The organism is Promicromonospora iranensis, assembly GCF_028994805.1.
GTDB classification, from domain to species: Bacteria; Actinomycetota; Actinomycetes; order Actinomycetales; family Cellulomonadaceae; genus Promicromonospora; species Promicromonospora iranensis.
In genome coordinates this window covers 24,966-50,422 of sequence record NZ_JAJQQP010000016.1, presented here as the reverse complement: position 1 = coordinate 50,422, position 25,457 = coordinate 24,966, and the positions used below count along the sequence as shown (strand labels likewise).

Annotated in this window: 27 protein-coding genes; 14 read left to right on the top strand and 13 right to left on the bottom strand. The window is 70.6% G+C overall.

The features are described from left to right. Positions 1 to 61: 61 nt before the first annotated feature. From LUM46_RS23440 to LUM46_RS23400, 9 genes are all read left to right on the top strand, one after another. Positions 62 to 1,036 carry a hypothetical protein gene (locus LUM46_RS23440; protein ID WP_274997483.1) on the top strand — a complete coding sequence of 325 codons (975 nt, stop codon included), beginning with the start codon at positions 62 to 64 and terminating at the stop codon, positions 1,034 to 1,036. Positions 1,037 to 1,216: 180 nt separating this feature from the next. Beyond that, the gene (locus LUM46_RS23435) at positions 1,217 to 1,435 is read left to right on the top strand and encodes a hypothetical protein (protein ID WP_274997482.1); all 219 of its coding nucleotides are present in this window, start codon (positions 1,217 to 1,219) and stop codon (positions 1,433 to 1,435) included. Positions 1,436 to 1,508: 73 nt separating this feature from the next. After that, entirely contained in the window at positions 1,509 to 2,198 is a 690-nt protein-coding gene (locus LUM46_RS23430) for a hypothetical protein (protein WP_274997481.1), read from the top strand. Positions 2,199 to 2,203: 5 nt separating this feature from the next. Then, complete coding sequence (locus LUM46_RS23425) at positions 2,204 to 2,575, top strand: hypothetical protein (protein ID WP_274997480.1); 372 nt, start codon at positions 2,204 to 2,206, stop codon at positions 2,573 to 2,575. 185 nt (positions 2,576 to 2,760) lie between these two features. Beyond that, positions 2,761 to 3,174, top strand: a complete 414-nt coding sequence (locus tag LUM46_RS23420) for a single-stranded DNA-binding protein (protein ID WP_274997479.1) — start codon at positions 2,761 to 2,763, stop codon at positions 3,172 to 3,174. After that, complete coding sequence (locus LUM46_RS23415) at positions 3,171 to 4,058, top strand: hypothetical protein (protein WP_274997478.1); 888 nt, start codon at positions 3,171 to 3,173, stop codon at positions 4,056 to 4,058. The genes LUM46_RS23420 and LUM46_RS23415 overlap by 4 nt, the downstream gene beginning before the upstream one ends. Further along, positions 4,055 to 5,029: a class I SAM-dependent methyltransferase gene (locus tag LUM46_RS23410; RefSeq protein WP_274997477.1), complete on the top strand. Its 975-nt coding sequence runs from the start codon at positions 4,055 to 4,057 to the stop codon at positions 5,027 to 5,029. The genes LUM46_RS23415 and LUM46_RS23410 overlap by 4 nt, the downstream gene beginning before the upstream one ends. A 52-nt stretch (positions 5,030 to 5,081) precedes the next feature. Beyond that, on the top strand, positions 5,082 to 6,095 hold the full coding sequence (locus LUM46_RS23405; RefSeq protein WP_274997475.1) for a class I SAM-dependent methyltransferase: 1,014 nt from the start codon (positions 5,082 to 5,084) through the stop codon (positions 6,093 to 6,095). A gap of 42 nt (positions 6,096 to 6,137) precedes the next feature. Further along, complete coding sequence (locus LUM46_RS23400; RefSeq protein ID WP_274997474.1) at positions 6,138 to 6,659, top strand: hypothetical protein; 522 nt, start codon at positions 6,138 to 6,140, stop codon at positions 6,657 to 6,659. A 248-nt stretch (positions 6,660 to 6,907) separates the two neighbouring features. Here the strand turns inward: LUM46_RS23400 and LUM46_RS23395 are convergent, their stop codons facing one another. The 11 genes from LUM46_RS23395 to LUM46_RS23345 all read right to left on the bottom strand — a co-directional run bounded on the left by LUM46_RS23395 (position 6,908) and on the right by LUM46_RS23345 (position 16,124). Then, positions 6,908 to 7,369: a tyrosine-type recombinase/integrase gene (locus LUM46_RS23395; protein ID WP_274997473.1), complete on the bottom strand. Its 462-nt coding sequence runs from the start codon at positions 7,367 to 7,369 to the stop codon at positions 6,908 to 6,910. A 14-nt stretch (positions 7,370 to 7,383) separates the two neighbouring features. After that, a complete protein-coding gene (locus LUM46_RS23390) occupies positions 7,384 to 7,566 on the bottom strand; it encodes an excisionase family DNA-binding protein (protein WP_274997587.1) in 183 nt (60 codons plus the stop codon). 144 nt (positions 7,567 to 7,710) lie between these two features. Continuing rightward, complete coding sequence (locus LUM46_RS23385) at positions 7,711 to 9,000, bottom strand: tyrosine-type recombinase/integrase (protein WP_274997472.1); 1,290 nt, start codon at positions 8,998 to 9,000, stop codon at positions 7,711 to 7,713. A gap of 255 nt (positions 9,001 to 9,255) precedes the next feature. After that, positions 9,256 to 9,633 (bottom strand): metal-sulfur cluster assembly factor, encoded by a 378-nt coding sequence (locus LUM46_RS23380; protein ID WP_274997471.1) that lies wholly within the window; start codon positions 9,631 to 9,633, stop codon positions 9,256 to 9,258. Between the two features lie 10 nt (positions 9,634 to 9,643). After that, positions 9,644 to 10,123 carry a Fe-S cluster assembly sulfur transfer protein SufU gene (gene sufU / locus LUM46_RS23375; protein ID WP_274997470.1) on the bottom strand — a complete coding sequence of 160 codons (480 nt, stop codon included), beginning with the start codon at positions 10,121 to 10,123 and terminating at the stop codon, positions 9,644 to 9,646. Between the two features lie 67 nt (positions 10,124 to 10,190). Then, positions 10,191 to 11,525: a SufS family cysteine desulfurase gene (locus tag LUM46_RS23370; RefSeq protein WP_274997468.1), complete on the bottom strand. Its 1,335-nt coding sequence runs from the start codon at positions 11,523 to 11,525 to the stop codon at positions 10,191 to 10,193. Positions 11,526 to 11,555: 30 nt separating this feature from the next. Continuing rightward, the gene (gene sufC / locus LUM46_RS23365; RefSeq protein WP_274997467.1) at positions 11,556 to 12,326 is read right to left on the bottom strand and encodes a Fe-S cluster assembly ATPase SufC; all 771 of its coding nucleotides are present in this window, start codon (positions 12,324 to 12,326) and stop codon (positions 11,556 to 11,558) included. Between the two features lie 37 nt (positions 12,327 to 12,363). Further along, the gene (locus LUM46_RS23360; protein WP_274997466.1) at positions 12,364 to 12,708 is read right to left on the bottom strand and encodes a non-heme iron oxygenase ferredoxin subunit; all 345 of its coding nucleotides are present in this window, start codon (positions 12,706 to 12,708) and stop codon (positions 12,364 to 12,366) included. Then, on the bottom strand, positions 12,705 to 13,922 hold the full coding sequence (gene sufD, locus LUM46_RS23355) for a Fe-S cluster assembly protein SufD (protein ID WP_274997465.1): 1,218 nt from the start codon (positions 13,920 to 13,922) through the stop codon (positions 12,705 to 12,707). The genes LUM46_RS23360 and sufD overlap by 4 nt, the downstream gene beginning before the upstream one ends. 1 nt (position 13,923) lies before the next feature. Beyond that, positions 13,924 to 15,360, bottom strand: a complete 1,437-nt coding sequence (gene sufB / locus LUM46_RS23350; protein ID WP_274997464.1) for a Fe-S cluster assembly protein SufB — start codon at positions 15,358 to 15,360, stop codon at positions 13,924 to 13,926. Beyond that, the gene (locus LUM46_RS23345; protein WP_274997463.1) at positions 15,360 to 16,124 is read right to left on the bottom strand and encodes a helix-turn-helix transcriptional regulator; all 765 of its coding nucleotides are present in this window, start codon (positions 16,122 to 16,124) and stop codon (positions 15,360 to 15,362) included. Before LUM46_RS23345 ends, sufB begins: the two co-directional genes overlap by 1 nt. A 223-nt stretch (positions 16,125 to 16,347) precedes the next feature. Here LUM46_RS23345 and LUM46_RS23340 point away from each other — a divergent pair, with 223 nt between their 5' ends. The 4 genes from LUM46_RS23340 to LUM46_RS23325 all read left to right on the top strand — a co-directional run bounded on the left by LUM46_RS23340 (position 16,348) and on the right by LUM46_RS23325 (position 20,819). After that, positions 16,348 to 17,463: an ABC transporter ATP-binding protein gene (locus LUM46_RS23340; RefSeq protein ID WP_274997462.1), complete on the top strand. Its 1,116-nt coding sequence runs from the start codon at positions 16,348 to 16,350 to the stop codon at positions 17,461 to 17,463. Beyond that, positions 17,460 to 18,242: an ABC transporter permease gene (locus tag LUM46_RS23335; protein WP_274997461.1), complete on the top strand. Its 783-nt coding sequence runs from the start codon at positions 17,460 to 17,462 to the stop codon at positions 18,240 to 18,242. Before LUM46_RS23340 ends, LUM46_RS23335 begins: the two co-directional genes overlap by 4 nt. Positions 18,243 to 18,501: 259 nt before the next feature. Then, positions 18,502 to 19,716 carry a S8 family peptidase gene (locus LUM46_RS23330; protein WP_274997460.1) on the top strand — a complete coding sequence of 405 codons (1,215 nt, stop codon included), beginning with the start codon at positions 18,502 to 18,504 and terminating at the stop codon, positions 19,714 to 19,716. Positions 19,717 to 19,895: 179 nt separating this feature from the next. After that, positions 19,896 to 20,819 carry a COX15/CtaA family protein gene (locus tag LUM46_RS23325; protein WP_274997459.1) on the top strand — a complete coding sequence of 308 codons (924 nt, stop codon included), beginning with the start codon at positions 19,896 to 19,898 and terminating at the stop codon, positions 20,817 to 20,819. A 77-nt stretch (positions 20,820 to 20,896) separates the two neighbouring features. Here the strand turns inward: LUM46_RS23325 and LUM46_RS23320 are convergent, their stop codons facing one another. Next, complete coding sequence (locus tag LUM46_RS23320; RefSeq protein WP_274997458.1) at positions 20,897 to 22,072, bottom strand: FAD-dependent monooxygenase; 1,176 nt, start codon at positions 22,070 to 22,072, stop codon at positions 20,897 to 20,899. A 330-nt stretch (positions 22,073 to 22,402) separates the two neighbouring features. Here LUM46_RS23320 and LUM46_RS23315 point away from each other — a divergent pair, with 330 nt between their 5' ends. Continuing rightward, a complete protein-coding gene (locus LUM46_RS23315) occupies positions 22,403 to 24,334 on the top strand; it encodes a glycoside hydrolase family 48 protein (RefSeq protein ID WP_274997457.1) in 1,932 nt (643 codons plus the stop codon). A 116-nt stretch (positions 24,335 to 24,450) separates the two neighbouring features. Here LUM46_RS23315 and LUM46_RS23310 read toward each other — a convergent pair whose 3' ends face one another. Next, the gene (locus tag LUM46_RS23310) at positions 24,451 to 25,446 is read right to left on the bottom strand and encodes a hypothetical protein (RefSeq protein ID WP_274997456.1); all 996 of its coding nucleotides are present in this window, start codon (positions 25,444 to 25,446) and stop codon (positions 24,451 to 24,453) included. Positions 25,447 to 25,457: the final 11 nt, after the last annotated feature.

Below are 25,457 nucleotides of genomic sequence, written 5' to 3'. Positions count from 1 at the left end.
CGCCGGGACCGTGCTGGTCACGGCCTTGTGAACACGACCGTTTAGCGACAGGAGCAGCCCGATGAACCCGACGACCACCCGCACGCTGACACCTACCGAGCTGCGTCGCGCCATGGGCGCGGGCGACCCGGCCGCGCTCGCCGATGCCTGGCAGGTGGGCCGGCACCTGTGGCCGGTCCTGCGGGCCCTCGGCTACGACAGCGGGTACCTGGGCGGACGTGGAGCCAACAGCGACGCCCTGGCCGGCCGGGCACCCCACCTGCGGCGCGCCGGCTCACCACCCGGGTACCTCGCGTTCGTCGCGATGATCCCCGGTGCGTCGGGGCACGACCGGATCCGGCTGCATCACCAGGGCGCTGACCTGCCCCGGCTCCCTGAGCATCGCGGGCATCTCGGCGTCGTGTTGCAGGACGTCCCGTTCAAGCAGTCGCCATCCACCCCGCAGCGGGCGCAGGCCCTGGCCGACTACGGGACCAAGGTCCTCACCGAGGGAGTCGTCCTGTCGGCCCGGAGTGGTATCAGCGTCTCGCTCGTGCATCCCGAGGTGTTGGACAGCCCCAACCCCGCCGGGCGCAAGAATCTCGCCCGCCAGGCCGACCTGGTCGGCGCGCTTCGGGTGCCACCACGCCCCTCGCCCGGTGGGCTGGGCATGCCGTTCGACGTCGTCCTGCTGCGCCGCCGACCGACCGGGGCACGCAGCGCGGGCCACCCGTTCACCGACATCTCGACGATCGAGCTCGGCGGGCGCTTCGCGACGATCAACGAGTACTTCGCTACCCACCCCGAGCATGTGCTCAGTCGGGTCCTGCCCGGGCGCGGCAGCTCGTCCCTGCTGGTCCCGGAAGCCAACCGGACCCGCCTGGGGCAGCGGATGCAGGAGGCGTTCATGCGGATCGGGGGTGCCGCTACCCAGCGCGGGCTGACCGCACCCGGCTTCCTGCACCCGCCGACGCCCGACCGAGCTCGAACCCCGGCGGCGCCCCGGCCCCTCGACCGGGGCGAGCGTCCGGGCGCGAGCGACGACCTGCACCTGTGACGGCCTGCCTTAGGGCCAGCGGTGTGGCCTCGCGCGGCTGTTCGACGATGCTGCCGGCCAGGCACACCTCCGGATCGTCATCCCCTCGGGCAGTGGTGATCTCGTCGTGGCCAACCGGTGTCACGGAGATCACCACCGACCGGCTCGCGCCGGACACACGGATGGTCGACCGCACCATGGATGCTGAGCGAGACCATCACCAACATGAAGGTCGTGGCCACGATCGACACCCGCCGCAGTCCGCGGCGAAAAGCCCTCCCAAGCCCGCGAGATCAAGGCCGAGACCACGACTCCGAGGCCGGCTGCGACGATCTGGAAGCCCAGGTCCCCGAAGGCTGGCAGATGCTGAACGTCAGGGTGCCCGACCGGGCCGACACCTACCAGCCTCGACGACACTAACCCTCCAGCGGCACCCGCTCCCGACTTGCGGCGAGCCGGGTGTGCCGCAGTGTTCGCACATACAATAGAACGCATGTTCGACACCGTGGCACCTCCGACGGCCCTGGAGCGTGCTCGCGCTGCGCTCCAGTCGGTGGAGCGTCGTGTCGGGGTCGAGCATCGCGACCAGGTCGTCGAGCTCGCCCCACCCTCCCCCGCTCCCCTGACCGAGCTGCTGCCCGACGGCGATCTGCCCCTCGGCACCGCGGTCACCGTTCAGGGCTCGGCGAGCCTGATGGGCTGGCTCCTGGGCGCCACCCAGCGGGACCGGTGGGTGGCCCTGGTCGGCTGGCCCGAGCTCAGCCCCGTAGCGCTGGCCGAGGCCGGCGTCGACCTGGAGCGCGTCGTCGTTGTGCCCGACACAGGCGGTCGCACGGCCGATGTCCTCGCCGCGCTCCTCGACGGCGTCGAGATCGTCGTCGCCGGCCCCCAAGTCCGGCTCACCGCGAGCGAACGACGCCGGCTCCTGGCCCGGGCCCGGCAACGCGCCACCACGATCCTGTCGCCCACCCCCTGGGAGAGCGCAGCGTTCATGCTCGACGTCGAGCAGACCAGGTGGAGCGGTCCTGACCACGGTGACTTCTGGCTGCGGGAGGCCCACCTGTCCGTGCTCCGTCGATCTCGTATGGACGGTGCCGGCACCCGCTTCGAGGTCGCCCGGCACGGCACCACCGCACCGACCGCGCTCGCCACCCTTGCCGCGGCCCGCCGCCGGGCAGGGTGACCGTGGTGTACGACCTCGCGGGGCTGATCAACGATTGGCCGGCGTCCGCCGTCGGAGGCGTGCCCGTCAAGCCCTCCTACTCCTGGGACGCCGTCGCTGTGCTGGCCCGTCTGTGCTGGCCGGACCGCTCGCTGTGGGTGCCGGGCCACGCCAACCGGTGGAACCAGCACTTCGTGCTGGTCTACGTGACGCCCGACGAGAACGACCGCCGGAGCGAGACAGGGCTCTGGCTGCACTGGACCGATGTCGCCCGCGCGGTGCCAGCCGAGCCATCCAGGGCGCCGAAGCCTCCCGACGTGCCGAGCTCCCGGGCTCGCACGGAGGCGCAGATCCGGGCGCGTTGGACCAGGCGCCCTGACCGAGCGCGACACCTCTGACGTACGCCCGCTTCACGGATACCTCGATCAGCCAAGCCGCTCTCGCGGCTGCCCGCAGGTGTCGTAGGGCCACTGGCACATCGTCACCAGGAGGCGCGGTTCCACAGGCAGCTGCGGTGGTGGGCGCACACCTGCCAGGGGAAACGGACGCTACCCGGCGCCCGCGACCCGAACAGGGAGCCATCATGACGATCCCCATTCGCCAGTGCTTGGAGGGCGTGTTCCTAACCGGGCTCCGGCCCGGCGCCACGCGCACAGGCGTGCCCGTGCTGCGTGCACGGGTACGCGCCCAGCAGTGGCGGCACGAAGGCGAGACGTTCACGCTCCAGGAGCCGGTCATCTGTGACCTGGTGGTGTTTAACGAGTCGACCCAGCGCGCCCGAACCAGGTTCCGACCCGGTGACGCGTTCATCGCCTCGGGGCACGTCAACACCTACGAGGTCACCCGCGACGGCCAGACGGTGCCGTGCGAAGAGTTCGTCGCGCGCCGGCTCGGGCACGACGCGGCCCGTACCCGGTACAAGGTCACGCGCACCCGCCGCCGCCTGCGCCCGGCCACCCCACCCGTCGTGCAGGCAGATTCGGGACGTGCGTCGTGAGCGGCCCGGACCAGGCATCCGGCGACCCGACCGAACCCGATCTGCCCGGACACGAGCTCCCGGACGAACTACCGGCCACCCAGGACGGCACACCGGTCGATCCGTCTCAGCTCTCGCTCCTGCGGATGCTGGGCTGGCGCCCTGGGGACCCTCTGCCCGACGTCGATGACCTGGACGACCCGCTGGACAAAGTGAGCGACGACGCACCGCCGTTTCCCGCGAGCCTTGGAGCCGCCTCGGGCCGAGGCAGGGCCGCGGCATCCTCGGAGGCTGACCTGCTGCTTCCGGCGGAGCCGGAGCCGGTGGTGCCGATCAACTGGAACACGTTGGACGCGGAGCGGGCCGAGCAGGAGTGGTGGCAGCTGGACGCATTCGTGTACTGGCTGCGCGACACCTTCGGCCTCACGCCGCAGGAACTGCCGCCGATGTGGCACCGGCACCCCGAGCTGGTCTGGGAGCTGTCCGCACTGCGCACCTCGTGGCTCGCTGGGCACGCCGAGGACGCCCACCCGGGCTCACCTCTGATGTGGCTAAGGGACCTGGGCGACTGCCGACGCCGACTGCGGGACTGGGTTCAGCGGTGCGGCACGACCTTGACCGAGGACCGTCCCACCCGCCGCACCGCCTGGCCCGGTGAGGAACCTGCAACCAGCCCTACGCCGGTCGAGGTCACCGACCGGGCCGCGGACTTCGCGGTGTTCGTCGCCGACGACGTCGACCAGCGCCGCCGGATCGAGGCCGAGGCCCAGACCGAGATCGATCAGATCCGCGCCGAGCGGGTCAGCCGGCTACGCCGGTCCTGGGGCTCGCCCATGGCCGGCGCCGACGATCCTGGGCCAGACGCGGTGACGCCCGACGTCAGGGACGGGGAGGACCCGTCATGACCGCCGCATCGCACACGCCGCTTGCTCGAGAGCGGGCGGACATCGCAGCGATGACCGTCCAGGCCAACGCTGACGCCACCGGTGCGCACGCTCAGCTCGCGCCGATGGTCTGGGATCTGCTGCGGGGCTTGGGGGCGCCGGTCGGTGGGCGGGCACTGGCGTTCGGTGTGGATCCGCAGGTCCTACTGACGGGTGATCCGAACCGGCCCCAGGCTCGGGACGAGGACGGTTTCCCGGTGCACGACCGGTGGCAGGGTCCGGTGCCCGGACCACGGCCGGACGCCTATCGTGACGCGTTCGCCGTCACCCGGTACCCCCTCAACCTAGCGATGGCGCGGCCGTTCGACGTCGCGGTGGCGTCGATGCCGCACAACGACATCCACCTGCGCAGCCGCGAGGCCCGCGCGATGCGACTGCACAGCTTCCATGTCCAGGCCATTGAGGCTCTGGACGGGCTGGCACCGGGTGGGCACGCCGTGTTCCTGGTCAACCACACGGTCCTGGACTACCCGGACCCATCGCGCTGGGCACGCCTGGCACAGATGGCCGACTTCCTCGGCGCAGCGCGGCTGCCCTCCCACGCGCTGCGCGCCGAGCGGGCATGCGACGCTCCGGTCGATGTCCTGGTTCTGCGGCGCCGCGATGGCGGGTATCCGGACGCGGCACTGCGGTTCCCCCACGTGCACTGGTCGCCCATGGACGGCCTGCACGAGAGCACCTACTTCACTACGCACCCCGACCGGGTACTGGGCACACGTGACGTGGGCACCGACCACTGGGGCATGCAACAGCTGGCCGTCCACGACCCCAACCGCACCTGGTCTACACGCCTCGCTGGAGTGTTTGGCGAGGTCGCCCGCCAGCACCGTCCTGCTCACACGGCTCCAGATCCGGCGACGGATCACGGCCTGGCTAGATCCCGGCGCAACTCCACACCACCGCGCCACGAGCCGCCCGGGCCGCACCTGTAGCCCCTGGATCACCGCCACCCGGATCACCTGACCAATCGACGGAGTGAACATCATGGACTTCAGCAAGGCCGAGCGGGACGCGGCACTCGAGGACATTGCCGTCGACCTGCACCTCGACACCCCCGCGGTCGACGCACACCACACGATCGCGACCCAGATGTGGGGACACATCAAGGCCCTGGAGTACACCACCGGGCGCCTCCTGGCCGTAGGGCGCGACGCCGAGATCCTTGCCGGCTCTCCCCCGGGCGCGCCCCGCACACTGGACGGCCTCACGACCGACAGTGACTCACCCCTCCCGAAGGACATCGCTGACCAGATCCTGCTCTCCGGCAACCTGCCTGAAGCGACGCAATGGCCCCACCACGATCTCAACCTGGAACCAGTCGACGCCTCGACGGTCGAGGCCGCCGGATTCGACACGGCGGACGTCGTGATCGCGAACTTGCCCTACGCCGACACCCGGGCACTGACCCGCGACCGTCAGATCGACATCGCCATGGCGCACCACGGTCTGATCCGGCAGGCCCTGACCTGGCTACGTCCCGGCGGGCTCCTGGTCGCCCTGGCCCACCGCCAGCTCCTGGACGGCACCGACGCTCAGCCGCGGCGCTCGATCGCCAAGCACGCCGACCTGATAGCAGCCTCCCGGCTGCCCGCATCCGCGCTGCGCCAGGCACCCCTGCTGGACAGCCCGGTCGACCTGCTCATGTTGCGCCGTCGCGAACCCGGCCACCCGCCCAGCGGGCTGCCATTCATCCGCCGCACCCCGGTTCGCGTTCACGCGCACCCAGACATGCTGATCAACGAGTGCTACGCCGTCGCGCCCTGGGCAGTGCTGGGCGACATCGTCCCGGACCCCGTCCAGCCTGGCATGACCACGGCGACCCCTTTCGGTGGCGCCTTCGGCGTCGACCTGGGCGACGTGCTCCACGACCAGACGACCATCGCGATCGACTTCAAGCTGCACGCTCAGGTACGTCCCACGCCTCGGCCCGAGCCTCTGCCCTCGCCGGCGGACCAGTCGCGTGGACCGGCGCCGGATACCGGTGGGCCGGCGCTGTAGCACGCGGCCCGCTCACCAACCGGCACCGAAGAGAGAGCCGTCATGCCCGCAATGAACTTCGACCAAGCCCTGCGCGCCGAACCCTGGCACGCCCTCGCCCTCGGCATCCCCGGCATGAGCCCTGGAGCCAACGCCTCCCGGTTACGCACCGCGCGACGTGTCTGGCGTGAGTACCAGACCTACAGCCAAACGGTCTACGACTCGCAGATCTGGACCTACGATCCCGACCCACAGCCCTCGTTCTGTCTGTACCCACTGATCGAGGCCGGTGGGAGCATCCAACGCGTCGTCGACGCACCCAACTTCGCCACCAAGGTCCTGGACCATATAGGGCGCGGATACCGGGAAGAGATCGTGTCCGATGAGGACGGAACCCGTTGGGAGCGTTTCGGCCCAGGAATCAACGACTACCGCGCCGCAGCACGCGAAACCGCGCACATCCGCGCTCAGCTGCAGCTACGTGGCCTCATCCTGCCTCGCCCACGCGGGCACGCGGTGACCTATGGGTTCCTGCCTCCTCGCTACGAGCCACCTGCCGCCCCGGGCGTCGAGCCCTCATTCTGAACAGCCGCAGTCCCGTCTCCTGCGTGGTTCGCGTCCAGGGCCTCAAGCAGCGTCATCGATGGCGCACCTTCCCGATACGCCCATCCAGACACGGACGATGACCCAGTACGAGCACTTCGAGAGCGGCCTCGCGGAGCCGGCCGGTCTGGCCGCCCTCATCGACCGCGAGACCACCGACGCGACCGAGCCACACGAGCAGATCGCCGCGGAGCGAAGGGCGGCCCCGGCCCAGCCACCGCGTGACCACCTCAGTCCGTCGGCGCCAATCCCTCGAGGATGGTCGCGGTCATGGGATCGACCTTGTTGTTCTTCTCGATGTAGTACCTCTTCGTAATTGCCGACGAGGTGTGCCCGAGAGTCGCGGCAGCGAGATCAGCATTGCCTTCCTGCCCACGTTCGATCGCAGTCGCAACCGTCCGTCGGAACGAGTGGGGAGCCAGGCCAGTGATACCCACCTCGGCCAGGATCGTTCGGAGCCTGCGCCGTACGTTCGCGGATGTCAGCGGAGTGTGGTTCCGGCTCAAGAACAGCAGATGCTCCGGCGGCTCTTCGGTGATCAGCTCCAGTCGCTCACAAAGGGCAAGCCGTTGCCATCCGCGCGCCAGGTGAATACCGCTCCCCTCGACCCGGAAGCGGACACGCGCGAGCTGTAGACCGCACGCTTCCGAGCCGCCAGCCGCGACCAACCAGCCGGCGACGGCGGAGATCACGGGCAACCCACTGCTCACCGCGCGTTCGACATGGGCACCAGTAGCGCTGTTCTCGTCTCATCAAGGTCGATCCGGATCAGCCGCCCGATTCGGTACGCCCGAACCGATCCGTCCGCGATGCGACGCCGGATTGTCTTCACCGAGACGCTAAGGTCGTCTGCCGCCGTGGCGAGGGATACGAGCTGGCCGCTTGGCATACTTTTCTTAGCCCTAGTTGCAGGGTTCTGGGAACTCATCACCGTGCTCCTCTCCTACGGCGCTTCGGCCGTCGTCACCAACAAGGTGCGCAATCTCTTCCAGAGCAGACAACGTCCACCCACGCCTGACTCATGCAGATTGCCTCAACTGAGCCGGCCCGCTTCTCGTGCGTCCGTGCGGGATTCCTCCCGCGCCTTCCGCGCCCGGCGGACGGCGAGCTCGTCCTGGAACGCTGTACCGACCTTTTCTGCGATCGCGTGGCGTCGCGCCTCGTCCCCGACGTGCTGGTAGTGCAGCACGATCGTCGGGTGGGCGTGCCCGGCGATCGCCATCAGTTCCTTCAGTGTCGCCCCGGCGCGCGCAGCCCAGGTCAGCGCGGTGTGCCTCAGGTCATGGACGTGCAGGTCATCGAGCCCGACCTTGCCTCGGGCCACCTTCCAGTTCCGTTCGACGACCGATGCGTGCAGGGCTCCACCGCGCTTCGCGGGGAACACCATCCCGTCGCTGCCAGGTCCGGCGTACTTCTCGAGATGCTCCTTAAGGATCGGCACAACGAACGACGGGATCGGCACGTCACGGACCGACTTCTTCGTCTTCGGCGGACCGATCTCGTTGTACCGCCCGGCCTGCTTGTTGTTCGCCGCCGTGCCCCGCACCTTCACCACGGCGCGGTTGGCGTCAGTCAGAACCAGGTGCCGTCGACGTAGCCCGCGCAACTCCCCGTTGCGTAAACCGGTGGTTACCGCCAGCGGCACCAGTGCCTGCAAGTAGTCGGGCAGCAGCTCCGTCAGGTGCCACATCTGGTCGGGCGTGAGCACCACGGGCTCGTGTATCGCTTCGTACTGCAGGCCGCGCTTCACCTTGGCGGGCGACGCGTCCAGCAGCTCGTGGTCGACAGCGTCGTTCAGGATCGAGGAAAGCACCTGGTACGCGCTGAACAGGACACCTCGCCCGTCGTTGTTGCCTTTGTACCCGTTCGCCTTGCGGGCCTTCGCCTCAACGGACACCGTCGCCGCGAGACGCGTATACCAGTTCGCCACGTCCAGACGAGTCAGGTCCTTCAGCGGGACGTCGCCCAGTTCCGGGAGGATCCTCTGCTCCAACGCCCGCTCGTACCGGTTCCGTGTCGATGGCCGGAGCTTCTTGTTCGCGACCGACCGTTCGGCCCACTCCGCGAGCGTGATGGCCCGCTGTCGCGCCAGGCGCTCCTCGCGCTCACGTACTTTCGGCGGCTTCCACTCACCACGGTCGATGAGGATCCGCTCTGCGTTGAGCCAGGCTTCGGCCGCCATCTTGTCCCCGAAGGAACGGGTGTGTTTCTCCGTGTCCGGGCCAACGTAACGCGCGCGGACGCTCGTGACCTTGCCGGTCACCGCGCTCGTGCGTTCCTCCAGGAGACCGAAGGTGCGACGGGTAGTTCTGCTGCGTGCCATGGGTGGGTCCTCTCGCCCACCAGGTGCACCCACCGCGCCAGCCCCACCTCGCTGGGACTTCGACACACCCGCACATATCCCGAGGATGGCCCGCGACCTGCGGACTCATCCTCGGCCCCGTGGGACTTCAGTGGGACTTCGGGTGGCCTCCCGAGGCCACCCGCGTCCACTTCCGTCTCACGGGCCGGAGGATGAAACAGCAGGCCAGGTGGCATTTCCCCAGTTGAGGGAGCTGCCACCTGACCTCCCAAATCCTCAGACGTTGAACCCGAGCATCCGCAGCTGCTCCTTGCCGTCGTCCGTGATCTTTTCCGGGCCCCACGGCGGCATCCAGACCCAGTTCACGCGGAACCCGTCCACGATGCCCTCGAGCGCCTGCGCGGTCTGGTCCTCGATCACGTCCGTCAGCGGGCAGGCCGCCGACGTGAGCGTCATGTCGATGGTCGTGTGGTTGTTCTGGTCCACCTGGACGCCGTACACCAGGCCCAGATCGACGACGTTGATCCCCAGCTCGGGGTCGATCACGTCGCGCATCGCTTCCTCGACGTCCACCGCGGTGGTGGGCGACGGGCCCACTCCCTCAGCGGGAGCGGCCGGGGCTTCCTGCCCGACCTCGGTACTCGCCTCAGTCATCGGTCTCTCCTCAGCTCGTTGCCAGCGCGCCACTGCGCGCCAGCGAGTCCTTGAGCGCCGCCCAGCCGAGCAGCGCGCACTTGATTCGCGCGGGGTACTGCGACACGCCGGTGAAGGCTGTCGCGTCACCGAGGGCGTCCTCGGCATCGTCGTCGTCCAGGCCCTTGCCGCGGGAGGACATCAGGTCGTGGAACAGCCCGTCGAGCCGCGCCACCTCGGCAAGGTCCGCACCCTTGACCAACGAGGTCATGACTGACACCGACGCCTGGGAGATGGAACATCCCTGCCCCTCCCACGAGACGCCCGCCACCGTGCCCTCCGGCGTGACGTCGACCCGGAGGGTCACCTCGTCACCGCACGTCGGGTTCACCTGGTGCGACTCCCCCGCGAGGTGCCCGTGGCTCCCCGCGAGGTCGACGAGCCCGTGGCCCACCGGACGCTTCGCGTGGTCCAGGATCACCTGCTGGTACATCTGCTCGAGCGTACTCACGACGCTGCCTCTCTCGATCGTGCGAGCAACCGTCCGAACCCTCGTCCGGACGGCCTCGCCGAAGTTCTCACTCTGCTCCGAAGAACGCGCGGACCCCCGCCAACGCTTCCCGGAACGCCACTACTTCTTCGACCGTCGTGTAGACCGACGCCGACGCGCGGGCCGTCGCGGCCACGCCGAACCGGCGGTGCAGCGGCTGTGCGCAGTGGTGCCCCACGCGAACGGCGATCCCCTTGTCGTCCAGGACCTGCCCGACGTCGTGCGCGTGCACGCCGTCGACGACGAACGAGACGACGGCCAGACGACTGATCTCTTCACCCGCCCCATCCGCCCCCAGGGGACCGATCACGCGGACGCCCGGGATGTCGGCGATCTTCAGCATCTCGGCGGCCAGCTCGGTCTCGTGCCGGGCGACGCCCTCCATGCCGAGCTCGTCGAGGTACTGGGCCGCGCACCCCATGCCGACGGCCTGGGCGACCATCTGGGTCCCCGCCTCGAAGCGCTGCGGGGGCGGTGCGTACGTGGTGCTCTCCATGGTTACCACCTCGACCATGGACCCGCCGGTGACGGTGGGCGGCATGGCCTCGAGCAGCTCACGCCGCCCGTAGAGCGCGCCGACGCCGGTGGGGCCGAGCATCTTGTGGCCGCTGAACGCGGCGAAGTCGACGCCGAGCTCGTGGAGGTCCACGGGCATGTTCGGCACGGACTGGCAGGCGTCGAGCACCGTGAGGGCGCCCACGCGCCGGGCGGCCGCGACGAGCGTCGCGACGGGCGCGACGGCGCCGGTCACGTTCGACACGTGCCCGAACGCGAGGACCCTGGTGCGCTCGGTGACGAGCGCGTCGAGGTTCGTCAGGTCGAGCCGGCCGTCGTCCGACACGGGGATCCAGCGCAGGACGGCGCCCGTGCGGGCGCACAGCTCCTGCCACGGCACGAGGTTCGCGTGGTGCTCCGCCTCGGTAACGACGATCTCGTCGCCCGGCGCGAGCCGGAACCGCTCGGCCGCGTCACCGCCGCGGCCGAGTGTCGCGTTGGAGAAGGCGTAGGCCACGACGTTGATCGCGGCGGTCGCACCCGGCTGCCAGACGATCTCGGCTTCGTCGGCCCCGACGAACGCAGCGACCGCGGCGCGGGCCTGCTCGAACGCCTCGGTGGCTTCCTCGGCGAGCTGGTGCGCGCCGCGGTGGACCGCGGCGTTGCGCTGCTCGTAGAAGTCCACCTCGGCGTCGAGCACGACCTGCGGCTTCTGGGACGTCGCGGCGGAGTCCAGGTACACGAGGGGCTTGCCACCCCGCACCGTGCGCTCGAGCAGCGGGAAGTCCGCCCGCACGGCGGCCAGCTCGGTCGTCGAGAGCGCGGTGGCGGATGCGTCGTCCGGGCGCACGGTGGCGGTGGTGGTCATGGTGTCCCCTCGTGATACGTCAGCGGTGAATCAGGCCGAGACCGACTTGTTCGCGCCGAGGTACTTGTCGTAGCCCTCTTCCTCGAGGCGGTCGGCCAGCTCGGAGCCGCCCTCCTCGGCGATCTTGCCGTCGACGAAGACGTGCACGAAGTCGGGCTTGATGTAGCGCAGGATGCGCGTGTAGTGCGTGATGAGCAGGATGCCGATGTCGGTCTCCTCCTTGGCCCGGTTCACGCCCTCGGACACGACGCGCAGCGCGTCGACGTCGAGGCCGGAGTCGGTCTCGTCGAGGATCGCGAAGCGGGGCTTGAAGAGCTCCATCTGCAGGATCTCGTGGCGCTTCTTCTCACCACCGGAGAAGCCCTCGTTCACGGAGCGCTCGGCGAAGGCCGGGTCCATGCGGAGGTTCTCCATCGCGCCCCGGACCTCCTTGCCCCACGTCCGCAGGGCGGGGGCCTCACCGGAGATGGCGGTCTTGGCGGTGCGCAGGAAGTTCGCGACCGACACGCCGGAGACCTCGACCGGGTACTGCATGGCGAGGAAGAGGCCGGCGCGGGCGCGCTCGTCGACGGACATGGCCAGCAGGTCCTCGCCGTCGAGCGTGGCGGTACCCGAGGTGACGGTGTACTTGGGGTGGCCGGCGAGCGCCGACGCGAGGGTGGACTTGCCCGAGCCGTTGGGGCCCATGATGGCGTGGGTCTCACCGCTGGCGATGGTCAGGTCGACACCGCGCAGGATCGGCTTGGGGCCTTCCTTGGTCTCGACGCTGACGTGCAGGTCGCGGATCTCGAGGGTGGGCATATCGGTTACTCCAGGGTTGCTTGCGAAGTCAGAAGATTCAGGAAACAGGCACGGTGACGTCGATGTCGACGAGCACCTTGTCGCCGTCGACCGTCACCGGGTAGACGGGCACGGGGCGCACCGCCGGAAGCTGGACGGGCTGACCGGTCCGCAGGTCGAACTGGGAGCCGTGCAGCCAGCACTCGACCAGGCAGCCCTCCACCTCGCCCTCGGACAGCGAGACAGCGCCGTGGGAGCAGATGTCGGAGACGGCATGGAAGTTGCCGTCCGCGTCACGTGCCACCGCGACCGGGACCGGGGCACCGTCGGCGCCGTCGAGCTCGACGAGCATCGCCTCCTCGGGCCCCAGGTCGTCGGTCATGCAGGCCAGCTGCGCGGTCATGCGGTCGGTGCTCCGGTGATCACGCTCATCGACTTCTCCAGCTCGGCCTCGATGGAGGCGAGCAGGCGCTCCTCGACCGACGGGACGCCGATCTCGTGGATGAGCTCGGCGAAGAAGCCGCGCACGACGAGCTTGCGCGCCTCGGTCTCGGGGATGCCCCGGGCCTGGAGGTAGAAGAGCTGCTCGTCGTCGAACCGGCCGGTGGCGCTGGCGTGGCCGGCGCCGGCGATCTCGCCGGTCTCGATCTCGAGGTTCGGCACCGAGTCCGCGCGTGCGCCGTCCGACAGGACGAGGTTGCGGTTGAGCTCGTAGGTGTCGGTGTTCTCGGCGGCGGCCCGGATCAGGACGTCACCCACCCACACGGTGTGCGCGCCGGAGCCCTGGAGTGCGCCCTTGTAGGTCACGCGGGACTTGCAGTCCGGCACCGCGTGGTCCACGAAGAGGCGGTGCTCCTGGTGCTGGTTCGTGTCAGCGAAGTAGAGGCCCACCATCTCGACCTCACCGCCGGAAGCCGTGAACTCGGCGTCCGGGGTGACGCGCACGACGTCGCCACCGAAGGTCACGACGACGTGCTTGAGCTTCGCGTCGCGCCCGATGCGGGCCCGGTGCGAGGAGGCGTGCACGGCGCCGTCGGCCCAGTCCTGGACGCTGACGACGGTCAGCTGCGCACCGTCCTCGACGACGATCTCGACGGTCTCGGCGAGCGTACCGACGCCGTCGTGGTCCAGGACCACCACTGCCTCGGAGTGCCGCTCGGCGCGGACCAGCACGTGGGCTGCGCTCGCGTCCTGCGAGACGCCCCGGACGCGCACGGAGGTGACGTCGGAGGCCACCGCCTCCTTGGGGATCGTCACGATCGTGGCCTGCTGGAAGGCGTTCCACGCGGTGACGGCCGTCCGGTCGCCGGGCTTGCCGGCGGTGCCGAGGCGGGCGTCGTCACGGTCGACGGTCTCGACGGTGACCTCGGGGGCCGCGGTCACCTCGACCGTGACGCCCGAGCTGCCGAGGTCGGCCTGGAACAGCGGCTGGAGGCGGTCGGCCGGGGAGAAGCGCCACTCCTCCTCGCGGCCGGCCGGGATCGGGATGTCCTCCAGGGAGAACGAGGTGCGGCGCTCTGCTCGCGAGCCCTGGGGCTTCACGGTGCCGTGTGAGTGGGCGCCGTCGGCAACAGCGCGCGTGTGATCTGTCGTCAGATCAGTGGTAGCAGTCGTCATCTCAGCCGACGGACCCTTCCATCTGCAGCTCGATGAGGCGGTTGAGCTCGAGTGCGTACTCCATGGGCAGCTCACGCGCGATGGGCTCGACGAACCCGCGCACGATCATGGCCATGGCCTCGGTCTCTTCCATGCCCCGGGACATGAGGTAGAACAGCTGGTCCTCGCTCACCCGCGAGACCGTGGCCTCGTGCCCCATGGACACGTCGTCCTCGCGGACGTCCACGTACGGGTAGGTGTCGCTGCGGGAGATCTGGTCCACCAGCAGCGCGTCGCAGAGGACGTTGGACGCGGAGTGGGAGGCGCCCTCGAGCACCTGGACCAGACCGCGGTAGGACGTGCGGCCGCCGCCGCGCGCCACGGACTTGCTCACGATCGACGACGAGGTGTTCGGCGCCGCGTGCACCATCTTGGCGCCGGCGTCCTGGTGCTGGCCCTCGCCGGCGAAGGCGATGGACAGCGTCTCGCCGCGGGCGTGCTCGCCCAGCAGGTAGATCGCCGGGTACTTCATGGTGACCTTGGAGCCGATGTTGCCGTCGACCCACTCCATCTGGGCACCCTCAGCGGCCGTGGCGCGCTTGGTGACCAGGTTGTACACGTTGTTCGACCAGTTCTGGATCGTCGTGTAGCGAACGCGGGCGTTCTTCTTGACGATGATCTCGACGACCGCGGAGTGCAGGGAGTCCGACGTGTAGATCGGCGCCGTGCAGCCCTCGACGTAGTGCACGTACGAGCCCTCGTCGGCGATGATCAGCGTGCGCTCGAACTGGCCCATGTTCTCGGTGTTGATCCGGAAGTAGGCCTGGAGCGGGATCTCCACGTGCACGCCCGGCGGCACGTAGACGAACGAGCCACCCGACCACACGGCGGAGTTCAGCGCGGAGAACTTGTTGTCGCCGGCCGGGATGACCGTGCCGAAGTACTCCTGGAACAGCTCCGGGTAGTCGCGCAGACCGGTGTCGGTGTCGACGAAGATGACGCCCTGCTCCTCCAGGTCCTCACGGATCTGGTGGTAGACGACCTCGGACTCGTACTGGGCGGCGACGCCCGCGACGAGGCGCTGCTTCTCCGCCTCGGGGATGCCGAGCTTGTCGTACGTGTTCTTGATGTCGTCGGGCAGGTCCTCCCAGGAGGTGGCCTGCTTCTCCGTGGACCGCACGAAGTACTTGATCTTGTCGAAGTGGATGCCCGACAGGTCGGAGCCCCAGCTCGGCATGGGCTTCTTGCCGAAGAGGCGCAGCGCCTTGAGCCGCTGGTTCAGCATCCACTCGGGCTCGCTCTTCAGAGCCGAGATGTTGCGGACAACCTCTTCGCTCAGGCCACGCTGCGCGGACATACCCGCGGCATCGCTGTCGTGCCAGCCGTACTCGTAAGAGCCGATGCTGGCGATGATCTCATCGTCGGAGCGCTGCTCTGGCGCTTGCGTTTCTGCGCTCATCACTTTCCTTCGGTGGGGGTCGTCACGGGGTGGTTCAGGGGGATGTTCACAGTCAGGTTCACGGGGATGTTCGTGGTGCAGGCGTGCGCGCCGCCCGCGATGGTCGCGAGGCGCTGGACGTGCGAGCCCAGCAGCTCGCTGAACGCGCGGGCCTCCTGCTCGCACAGCTCGGGGAACTCCTCGGCCACGTGCTGGACCGGGCAGTGCCCCTGGCAGAGCTGCACCGCACGGGCGACCGTTCCGGCCGTGGGGCCGGTCAGCGGTGCCGGGACGGGCCGCACGGAGGCGGCGTAGCCGTCCGCGGACAGCAGCTGGACGAGCTGGGCGGCGCGACCCTCGGCGGTGTCCGCGGTGAGGTGCGGCGCGTAGCTGCGGGCGACGGCGTCGAACCGCTCCTTGGCGAAGCCCGCCACCGCCTCGCTGCCGCCCGTGTCCCGCAGGAACCGCAGGACCTGCCGCGCGATCTCCTGGTAGCCGCCGGCCAGCTCGGACTGGCCACCGCCCGTGACGACGTACCGCCGTGCGGGTCGGCCACGGCGGGGCGCGCCCGACCGCGAGGCCTCGTGGACGGCGATCTTGCCGTCCTCCTCCAGGAGGGTCAGGTGCCGACGTACCGCCGGGGCGGTCAGCTCCAGGACGGCGGCGAGGGCGCCGGCGGTGACCGGGCCACGGGAGGCGACGAGCTCGAGCACTCGCCGACGCGTGGTGCCGTCGGTCTCGTGGCTCGCCACGTGCCCCGTTGCCACCTGTGTCGCTGCGCTCATGCTGGTCACCTCCCTCACGTCGTCCCGCAGGCATGCCTCACCGGTGGGTGTGCACGCCTTCGTAGACGCCAATGCTTTTGAGAACATCCTTGTTCCCTAATTCGAGATGCGCAAGGAAGGCGAGCCTCAGTTCGGCCCGATCGCGACACATCTCACACGTGCGGTCCACACCCAGGTCACGTAGTACGACGACGCTCCGCGCGCTGCCGCCTACGATTGTGCGGTGCCCTTGTCCGACGCGCCCGCGATCGACCCCGCCCAGGCGGCCACCGCAGGAGCCACCACACCCACTGCCGAGGCCCGTGCCGCCGGCGCGGCCACCGGCCCCGACCAGGCGGTCGCCGTCGAGGTGCGCGGCCTCGTCAAGCGGTACGACGGACGCGCGGTGGTCGACGGTCTCGACCTCGTCGCCCGTCCCGGCGCCGTCACCGCCGTCCTCGGCCCCAACGGCGCGGGCAAGACGACCACCATCGAGTGCTGCGAGGGCCTCCGCTCCCCCGACGGCGGCACCGTCCGCGTGCTCGGCCGCGACCCCGTCGCCGACGCCCGCGCCCTGCGCCCCCGCGTCGGCGTCATGCTGCAGGACGGCGGCCTCCCCACCGGCGTCCGCGCGCTGGAGCTGTTGCGCCACGTCGCCGCCATGTACGCCACCCCCCGCCCCGTGGACGAGCTCGCCGAACGCCTGGGCCTGCACGGCTTCGCCCGCACCACGGTGCGCCGGCTCTCCGGCGGGCAGCGTCAGCGCGTGGCCCTCGCCGCTGCGGTCGTCGGGCGGCCCGACGTCGTGTTCCTCGACGAGCCCAGCGCCGGCATGGACCCCCAGAGCCGGCGCGCCGTCTGGGACCTCGTGCGCGAGCTGCGCGCGGACGGCGTCGCCATCGTGCTGACCACCCACCTCATGGACGAGGCCGCCGACCTCGCCGACCACGTCCATGTCGTGGACCACGGCCGCGTGATCGCGTCCGGCAGCGTCCGCGAGCTCACCGACGCCGGCACCGGACCGGGCACCGTCCGCATAGAGGCCGCGCCGGGCCTGGACCTGACCCCTCTGCTCACGACCCTCAACACGCCCTCCACCCCGTTGAGTGCTGGGTATTTGTCGAGTCAGAGCCCTCCAGTCCAACAAATACCCAGCACTCAACGAAGTGGGCAGGAAGGGTGGGTCGGCTCCGAGAGCGAGGCCGGGGTGTACACGCTGACCGGGGCGGTCGACCCGGCGGCGCTCGCCGCCGTGACGGCGTGGCTCGCCGAGCGCGGCGTGCTGGCCCGGTCGGTCACGACCGGCCGCCGCACCCTCGAGGACGTCTTCCTCGACCTCACCGGGAGAAACCTGCGATGAGCGTCCAGACCGCGCCGGCCGCCGCACCGACACCGGCCGCCGCACCCGCCGTCCGCCGGATCGCGGCCCAGGCCTCGTTCGAGACGCGCGCGATCCTGCGCAACGGCGAGCAGCTGCTCGTGACCATCGTGCTGCCCGTGCTGGTGCTGGTGGGTCTCGTACGCACCTCGTTCCTGGACCTCGACACGCAGGGGTACACACGCATCGACTTCGTGACGCCGGGCGTGCTGGCGCTGGCGGTGATGTCCACGGCGTTCACGTCCCAGGCGATCGCCACCGCGTTCGACCGGCGCAACGGCGTGCTCCGCCTCATGGCCACCACGCCGCTGGGCCGCGGAGGCCTGCTGGCCGGCAAGGTGCTCGGCGTGCTCGCCGTCGAGCTGGTGCAGGTGGTCGTCATCGCGGGCGTCGCGGTGGCCCTCGGGTGGCGGCCGGAGCTGGGCGCGCTGCCTGCCGTCGTCGGCGCGGGGCTGCTGGGGACTGCCGCGTTCACCGCCCTCGCGCTGCTGCTGGCCGGGACTCTGCGCGCCGAGGGAGTGCTCGCCGTGGCGAACCTCGTGCTCGTGCTGCTCACGGTGGGCGGCGGCGTGCTGCTGCCCGCCGAGCAGCTCGCGGGCCCGCTGGCGCACGCCGCGGTCCTGCTGCCGTCGGGCGCGCTGGGCGAGGCGATGCGCGGCGCGCTCCTGCACGGCTCCGTGCCGGCATTCTCCGTGGTGGTCCTGCTGGGCTGGACCGCCGCGCTCGGCGCCGGCGCCGCCCGTCTCTTCCGCTGGCACTGAGCACCCGCTGGCACTGGACACCCGCCGATCCCGCTGACTTCGGTCGGTTGCGCTGAGATCGGTCGTTCAACCGACCGATCTCAGCGCAACCGACCGAAGTCACGCCGACCGCTCTGCAAGCGACCGATCTCGCGGTTCGCCCCCATCCGGGTAACTACCTACAGAGAACCCATACGCGGAAGCTATGACCAATTCGTGGGGTTGGCGGGTGAAATCTACGCTTTTAGGGTGCGTTTCACCTACATTCCCAGGAGGCAACGTGACTCCCACTCACAGCAACCGCCGTCGGCTGATCGTCGGTGCCGGTATCGCGATCGCACTGGCGGCGGCACCGGCCGCGGCGGCCATGGCGTCCTCGGCGCCGGACGAGGCGCCGGCGCCCGTCGCGGGCGCCCTGATCGAGGACTCGTACATCGTCGTGCTGAAGGACGGCGACGTCGCCAGGTCCGAGGTCAAGAGCACGGCCAACGGCCTCGTGAAGAAGTACGGCGGCGAGGTCCGCCACTCGTACACCACGGCGGTGCGGGGCTTCTCCGCGTCGATGTCGCCAGGCCAGGCAAAGAAGCTCGAGGCCGACCCGACCGTCGCGTACGTGGAGCAGAACCGCGTGATGACGGCCAGCGACACACAGTCGCCGGTCCCCTCCTGGGGCCTGGACCGCATCGACCAGGCAGAGCTGCCGCTCGACGACTCGTACACCTACGGGAACTCGGGCACGGGTGTGAAGGCGTACATCATCGACACCGGCATCCTGACCACCCACGAGGACTTCGGCGGTCGTGCGGTCAGCGGCATCGACACCGTGGACGGCGACGACGACGCCACCGACTGCGCGGGGCACGGCACGCACGTGGCCGGCACCGTGGGCGGCTCGGAGCACGGCGTCGCCAAGGATGTCTCGCTCGTCGCGGTCCGCGTCCTGGACTGCGCGGGCTCGGGCAGCTTCGACGGCGTCATCGCCGGCATCGACTGGGTCGCCGCAGACCACGCCGCCGGCGAGCCGGCCGTGGCCAACATGTCGCTCGGCGGGGGCTTCTCGCAAGCGGTGAACGACGCGGTGTCCGCGGCTGTCGCGGACGGCGTCACCTTCGCCCTCGCGGCAGGCAACGACAGCGCGGCGGACGCCTGCGACGGCTCGCCGAGCTCCACCGCGGAGGCGATCACGGTGGGCGCCACCGAGGACACGGACGCCCGCGCCGCGTACTCGAACATCGGCACCTGCGTGGACATCTTCGCGCCGGGTTCCGGCATCACGTCGGCCTGGTCCACCGATGACACGGCGACGAACACCATCAGCGGTACCTCGATGGCCACGCCGCACGTCGCCGGCGCCGCGGCGCTCGTCCTGGGCGGGACTCCCGCGGCCACGCCTGCCGAGGTCGGCGACGCCCTGACGGGTGCGGCCCTGCCGGACGTCGTCACCGACCCGGGCACCGGTTCGCCCAACCTGCTGCTGAACGTCAGCGGTCTCTGACGCACCCGGACGTACCCGGCAGACCGCACGTGTCAGGCGCCCAGATCGCTCCCCGCGACCTGGGCGCCTGACACGCCACGGGTTCATGTGGCGTTCCTGACAGCTCGTCGGCAAAGAATCACAGCGTTTCCGGCATCTGCGCGGGAGGCGACGCCGTCGTCGGCCGCTAGCGTTGTGCTGTGACCGCAACCGCCGCCCCCACCTCCCGGCTTGCCGCGCTCGCCGGACGGGTCGACCGCTTCCGCCACTGGACCCGCGCCGTCCTCATCGCGAACCTGGTCGGCCAGATCGGCATCATCGGGACCGGCGGTGCCGTGCGTCTGACGGGGTCGGGCCTGGGCTGCTCCACGTGGCCGAACTGCGAACCGGGCCAGTTCACCCCGCAGTTCCACGAGGCCACCTCGTTGCACCCGTACATCGAGTTCGGGAACCGCACGCTGACCGGTGTGCTGGGGATCATCGCGGTGCTCGTCGCGATCGCGGTGTGCACCGACCTGAAGCGTTCCGCGTCCTACCGTCTGCTCGGTCTGGTACCGATCGTGGGCGTGCTGATGCAGGCCCTGATCGGCGGCGTCGTGGTGCTGCTGCACCTGCACCCCGGCTGGGTCTCGCTGCACTTCGGCGTCTCCGGCGCGCTCGTGGCGGCGTCGTTGTACCTGTTGCACCGGTCCGGCGAGGGCGACAACGTCCCCACCCTCGTGGTCGGTCCGCGCGTGCGCGCCCTGGCCTGGACGCTGGCCGGGCTGACCGCCGTCGTCGTCGTGCTCGGTGTGCTCACCACTGGGGCCGGTCCGCACAGCGGCGACGCCGAGGTGGGCTACCGGATCGCCGTCGACCCCGCGCTGCTGACCAGGTGGCACGCCGTGGCCGTGTGGGCGTTCCTGGCAGTCCTGGTCGCCTACCTGGTGTCCGTGCGCGGCGGGCCGGCGCCGGTGCGCCGCGCCGCACTGATCCTGCTCGTGATCACGCTGGCGCAGGGCCTCATCGGGTACGTGCAGTACTTCACCGACCTGCCCGAGCTGCTGGTGGGGCTGCACATGATCGGCGCGGCGGTGCTGATCGCCGGCACCACGCGCGTCGTGCTGACGACGCGGGTGCGCTGAGGGAGCCGGCTGCTCCCCCGCCACGCCCACCGACTTCCCGACCAGGCCACCATGCAGCGCTACGACCCGACCGCGGCTCAGCGCACGACCGGCAGCTCCGGCGGCGTCCAGCTCGCGAAGCGTGCCATGCCGTCGAGCATCAACCGGGCCGGGACCACCCGCAGCGCGGTGTTGCGCAGCCCGACCAGCGCCGGGTTGCTGAGCTGCTCGCCGAACCTCGCGCTCGCCCACGCGGCCCGCAGCACGCCCGCGGTCCGAGGCCGGCGCACACGATCGTAGGCCGCGAGCCCTTCGACCACCGGGTCGTCGCCCGAGACCGACGCCGCGAGCACCACGCCGTCCTCGATGCCCTGGCTGCCGCCCTGGCCCACGTTCGGCGGCATGGCGTGCGCGGCGTCGCCGACCAGCGCGACCCGGCCGCGGACCATGCGCGGGATCGGCCGGGGGAACCCGTAGAGGTCGAGCTGCTGCAGCTGCTCCGGCTGGGTCGCGGCCAGCACCTCCGGGATGGGGTCGTGCCAGCCCGCGAACGCGGCACGAGCGGCGGCCAGGTCCTTGACGGGGTCGCCCGTAGGGCTCCCCGCCGGACGCACCTGGGTGCCGTACCAGTACAGGTGGCCGTCGCCGAGCGCGATCAGGCCGACCTCGCCGCCCGGGCCCCAGGTCTGCGACATCTCGGAGACCCCGGGGTTGTCGAGCACGGCGAGCCAGGTGGTCGAGCCGACGTAGACGGGCTCCGCCGCGTCCGGGGCGACCGCGGCGCGCAGGCGCGACCGGACGCCGTCGGCCGCTACCACCAGGTCCGCGCTCAGGGTGGAGCCGTCCTCGAGGGTGACCGTGGCGGACCGCGCGGCGTCGCCCGGGTCGACCGCGACGGCGGCCGCGCCGTACGTCACGGTTCGGTCGCCCAGACCACCGAGCAGCGCCTCCTGGAGCCGGGGCCGGTGAAAGGCGTTGGCCACCGTCCCCAGCCGGGCCGCGATCTGCTCCGGCGAGACGTGCACCAGCGCGCGCCCGCTGCCGTCACGAAGCGTTCCCGGAGAGGCACGCTGCCCCACGGCGCGCACGGCGCCACCGACTCCGGCAGCGTCCAGGCCGCGGAGCGCATTGGCGAGCAGGACGATGCCGGCGCCGGTCGTGCGCGGCTCGGGCGAGCGCTCCAGCACCCGCACGTCCCACCCGCAGCGCAGCAGTGCGTTGGCGGCGGTCAGCCCGGCGATGCCGGCCCCGACGACTATCGCGTCCCTGGTCATGCGGCACATCATGCGCTACGGGCGGCGCCCGCCACCAATGCCGTCCCCGACCAGGGCGCCGGGCCCCGCTGTGAATCAGTTAAGTCCGTTGCCTGCGCGGACCGGCGCGCCGACCGTCTGAGGTGCGCTCGCTCCGCGGGCGCCGTTCAACGACGCACGCATCGGAGGCCACGTCATGAACCGAGCCCGAAGGCGGAGAGCCCTAGCCGCCGCAGCACTGGCCGCACTGTCTCTCGACGCCCTGGGCATCCTGCCGGCAGCCGCCGGCCCAGTCGGCGCCGAACCGGCAGGAACCGCCCGGACGACGCCGCGCAGGCGGCGCCCCGCGCTGTGACCGGGGAGTACGCCGACCGGTTCCTGGCGATGTACGAGAAGATGCACGACCCCGCCAACGGCTACTTCTCGGCGCAGGGCATCCCCTACCACTCGGCGGAGACGCTCCTCGTGGAGGCGCCGGACTACGGCCACGAGACCACGTCGGAGGCGTACAGCTTCTGGCTGTGGCTGGAGGCGTCCTACGGCCAGGTCACCGGCGACTGGGAGCCGTTCAACCACGCGTGGGAGACGCTCGAGGCGTACATGATCCCCACCACCGAGAACCAGCCGACCAACAGCGCGTACAACCCGGCGTCGCCGGCCACGTACGCCCCGGAGCACAACCATCCGAGCGCCTACCCGGCGCGCCTCGACTCGGGTGTCGCGGTGGGCCAGGACCCGATCGCCGACGAGCTCAGCCGCACCTACGGCACCGACGAGGTCTACGGCATGCACTGGCTGGCCGACGCCGACAACGTCTACGGCTTCGGCGCAGCGCCCGGCTCCTCCGAGCTGCTCGGACCGGACTACGAGGGCACGTCGTACATCAACACGTTCCAGCGCGGCCCTCAGGAGTCGGTCTGGGAGACGATCCCGCAGCCCGCCATCGACGACTTCTCCTACGGCGGCCCGAACGGCTACCTCGACCTGTTCACCGGCGACGCGAGCTACGCCCGTCAGTGGAAGTACACCAACGCGCCCGACGCCGATGCCCGCGCCGTCGAGGCCGTGTACTGGGCCAAGCAGTTCGCGAACGAGCAGGGTGCCGGGAGCGAGATCTCCGGCACGGTCGACAAGGCGTCCAAGATGGGCGACTACCTGCGCTACTCGCTGTTCGACAAGTACTTCAAGGAGATCGGCTGCGAGTCCACGAGCTGCGCGCCCGGCTCCGGGCGCAGCTCGGCGCACTACCTGCTGTCCTGGTACTACGCCTGGGGCGGTGCCCTGGACACGAGCGGCCCCTGGGCGTGGCGCATCGGCTCCTCGCACGCGCACTTCGGCTACCAGAACCCGCTGGCGGCCTACGCCCTGTCCACCGACGCCGACCTGGTGCCGGCCTCCCCGACCGCGCAGGACGACTGGTCGGCCAGCATGGACCGGCAGATCGAGTTCTTCCAGTGGCTCCAGTCCGCGGAAGGCGGCATCGCGGGCGGCGCCACCAACAGCGTCGACGGCGCCTACGGGTCGCACCCCGCGGGCACGCCCACGTTCTACGACATGGTGTACGACGAGGCACCGGTCTACCACGACCCGCCGTCGAACCAGTGGTTCGGCATGCAGGGCTGGGGCGTGGAGCGGATCGCCCAGCTGTACCACCAGACCGGTGACGAGCGGGCGCAGTCCATCCTCGACAAGTGGGTGCCCTGGGTGCTGGACGAGATCACGGTGACCGCGGACTCGTGGCAGGTGCCGTCCGAGCTCTCCTGGTCCGGCGCGCCGGACACGTGGAACCCGGACAGCCCCGGAGCCAACGCGGGCCTGCACGTGGACGTCACGTCGCACGGGCAGGACGTCGGCGTCGCCGGCGCCATCGCCCGCACGCTCATCTACTACGCGGCGGCCTCGGGCGACCAGCAGGCGGCCGACACCGCCAAGGCCCTGCTCGACGCGATGTGGGAGCAGAACAGCGACGAGAAGGGCATCGGAACCGTCGAGTCCCGTGCCGACTTCGGCCGGTTCGACGACGAGTACCAGCCCGGCGGCGACGGCGTCTACGTCCCGGAGGGCTGGACGGGCACCTACCCGAACGGCGACGAGGCGTCCGCCGGCGTCTCGTTCCTGGACATCCGGTCGTTCTACGAGGACGACCCCATGTTCCCCGAGGTCCAGGAATACCTGGACGGCGGCGACGTCCCGCAGTTCACCTACCACCGGTTCTGGGCACAGACCGCCGTCGCGACCGCGATGGCCGAGTACGACCGCCTCCTGGGCGCGGGCGCCCGATAACCCACCCTGCCGAGGTAGTCACCTAGCGAGGTAGTCACTCAGCGTTGGCCGAGTGACTACCTCGCCAGATGTCTACCTCGCCACGTGTCTACCTCGGGTGGACGGGACGGCGGGGGTCAGACCTCCGGGACCCAGAGGTCCTCGCCGTTCGCGGGCGTACCGACCGGGCCTGCGCCCACGGGCACCGGCACGGGCATGGCCTCCGGCAGGTCGCCGAGAGCGCGCTGCGCGACAGCGCCGGAGGAGAAGTTCGCGTAGCACTCGGGGCAGTACCAGTCGGGCGTCGGCACCGGGGTGTCGAAGCCGCCGTACACGACGTCCGGCTCGAGCTTCGGGTTGTCGTGGATGGCCTGGCCCCACACGATGCGCTTGGTGGCGCCGCGCTGGCCGCACGACGGGCACGACGGGCGCATCTGGGCGCGCTGCGTCAGCACCGGGTGCGGGTGCAGCAGTGCGTGGCACGGTGCGCACACCAGGAAGGTCTGCTCGATGAGCTCGCCGAGGGGCCGCTCACCGGTCTGGCCGGTGTGGGCGCCGTCGTCGTGCGGGCGCAGCTGCATGACGTCGACGAACCGCTCGCACGAGGCGCAGCGCTCCTCACGGCGCAGGTCGGTGCCCGCCACCTGCTTGTGCCCCAGCAGGCGCAGGACGTGCAGGTTCGGCGACAGCTCGTCGTTCTCGCAGTTGCCCGCGTCGAGCGTGCCGGTGGCGCCGTGCTTGTACTGGTGGGCGATGCCGTCGAGCACCAGGCGGGCGTGCTCCTGCGGCAGCCAGCCGGACGACCGGGCGTACGCCGCGGCGCCGTTGAAGAGGTCGTCCCAGACGACAGGCTTGTCCGGGCCGAACACCTCGTCGCTGACCCAGTCCTCACCCTGGCTGGTGCCCATGAGCTCGACCGCGGCCACGATGCCCGGCTCGGAGCCCACGACGGTGACGACGACGTCGCCGCGCTGCGGGCCGTCCGCGCCCCCGGGCAGACGGTGCTCGTGGCTGCGGCTCGCGATCGCGACCGCCTCGCCCAGCCAGTCCTCGGACCAGTTGAGGTAGACGGACGGAACGAGCCACGCCGGAAGGGACGAAACGTTGGGAAGCATGTCGGGTTCGCTGGTCACGCGGGGAGAAT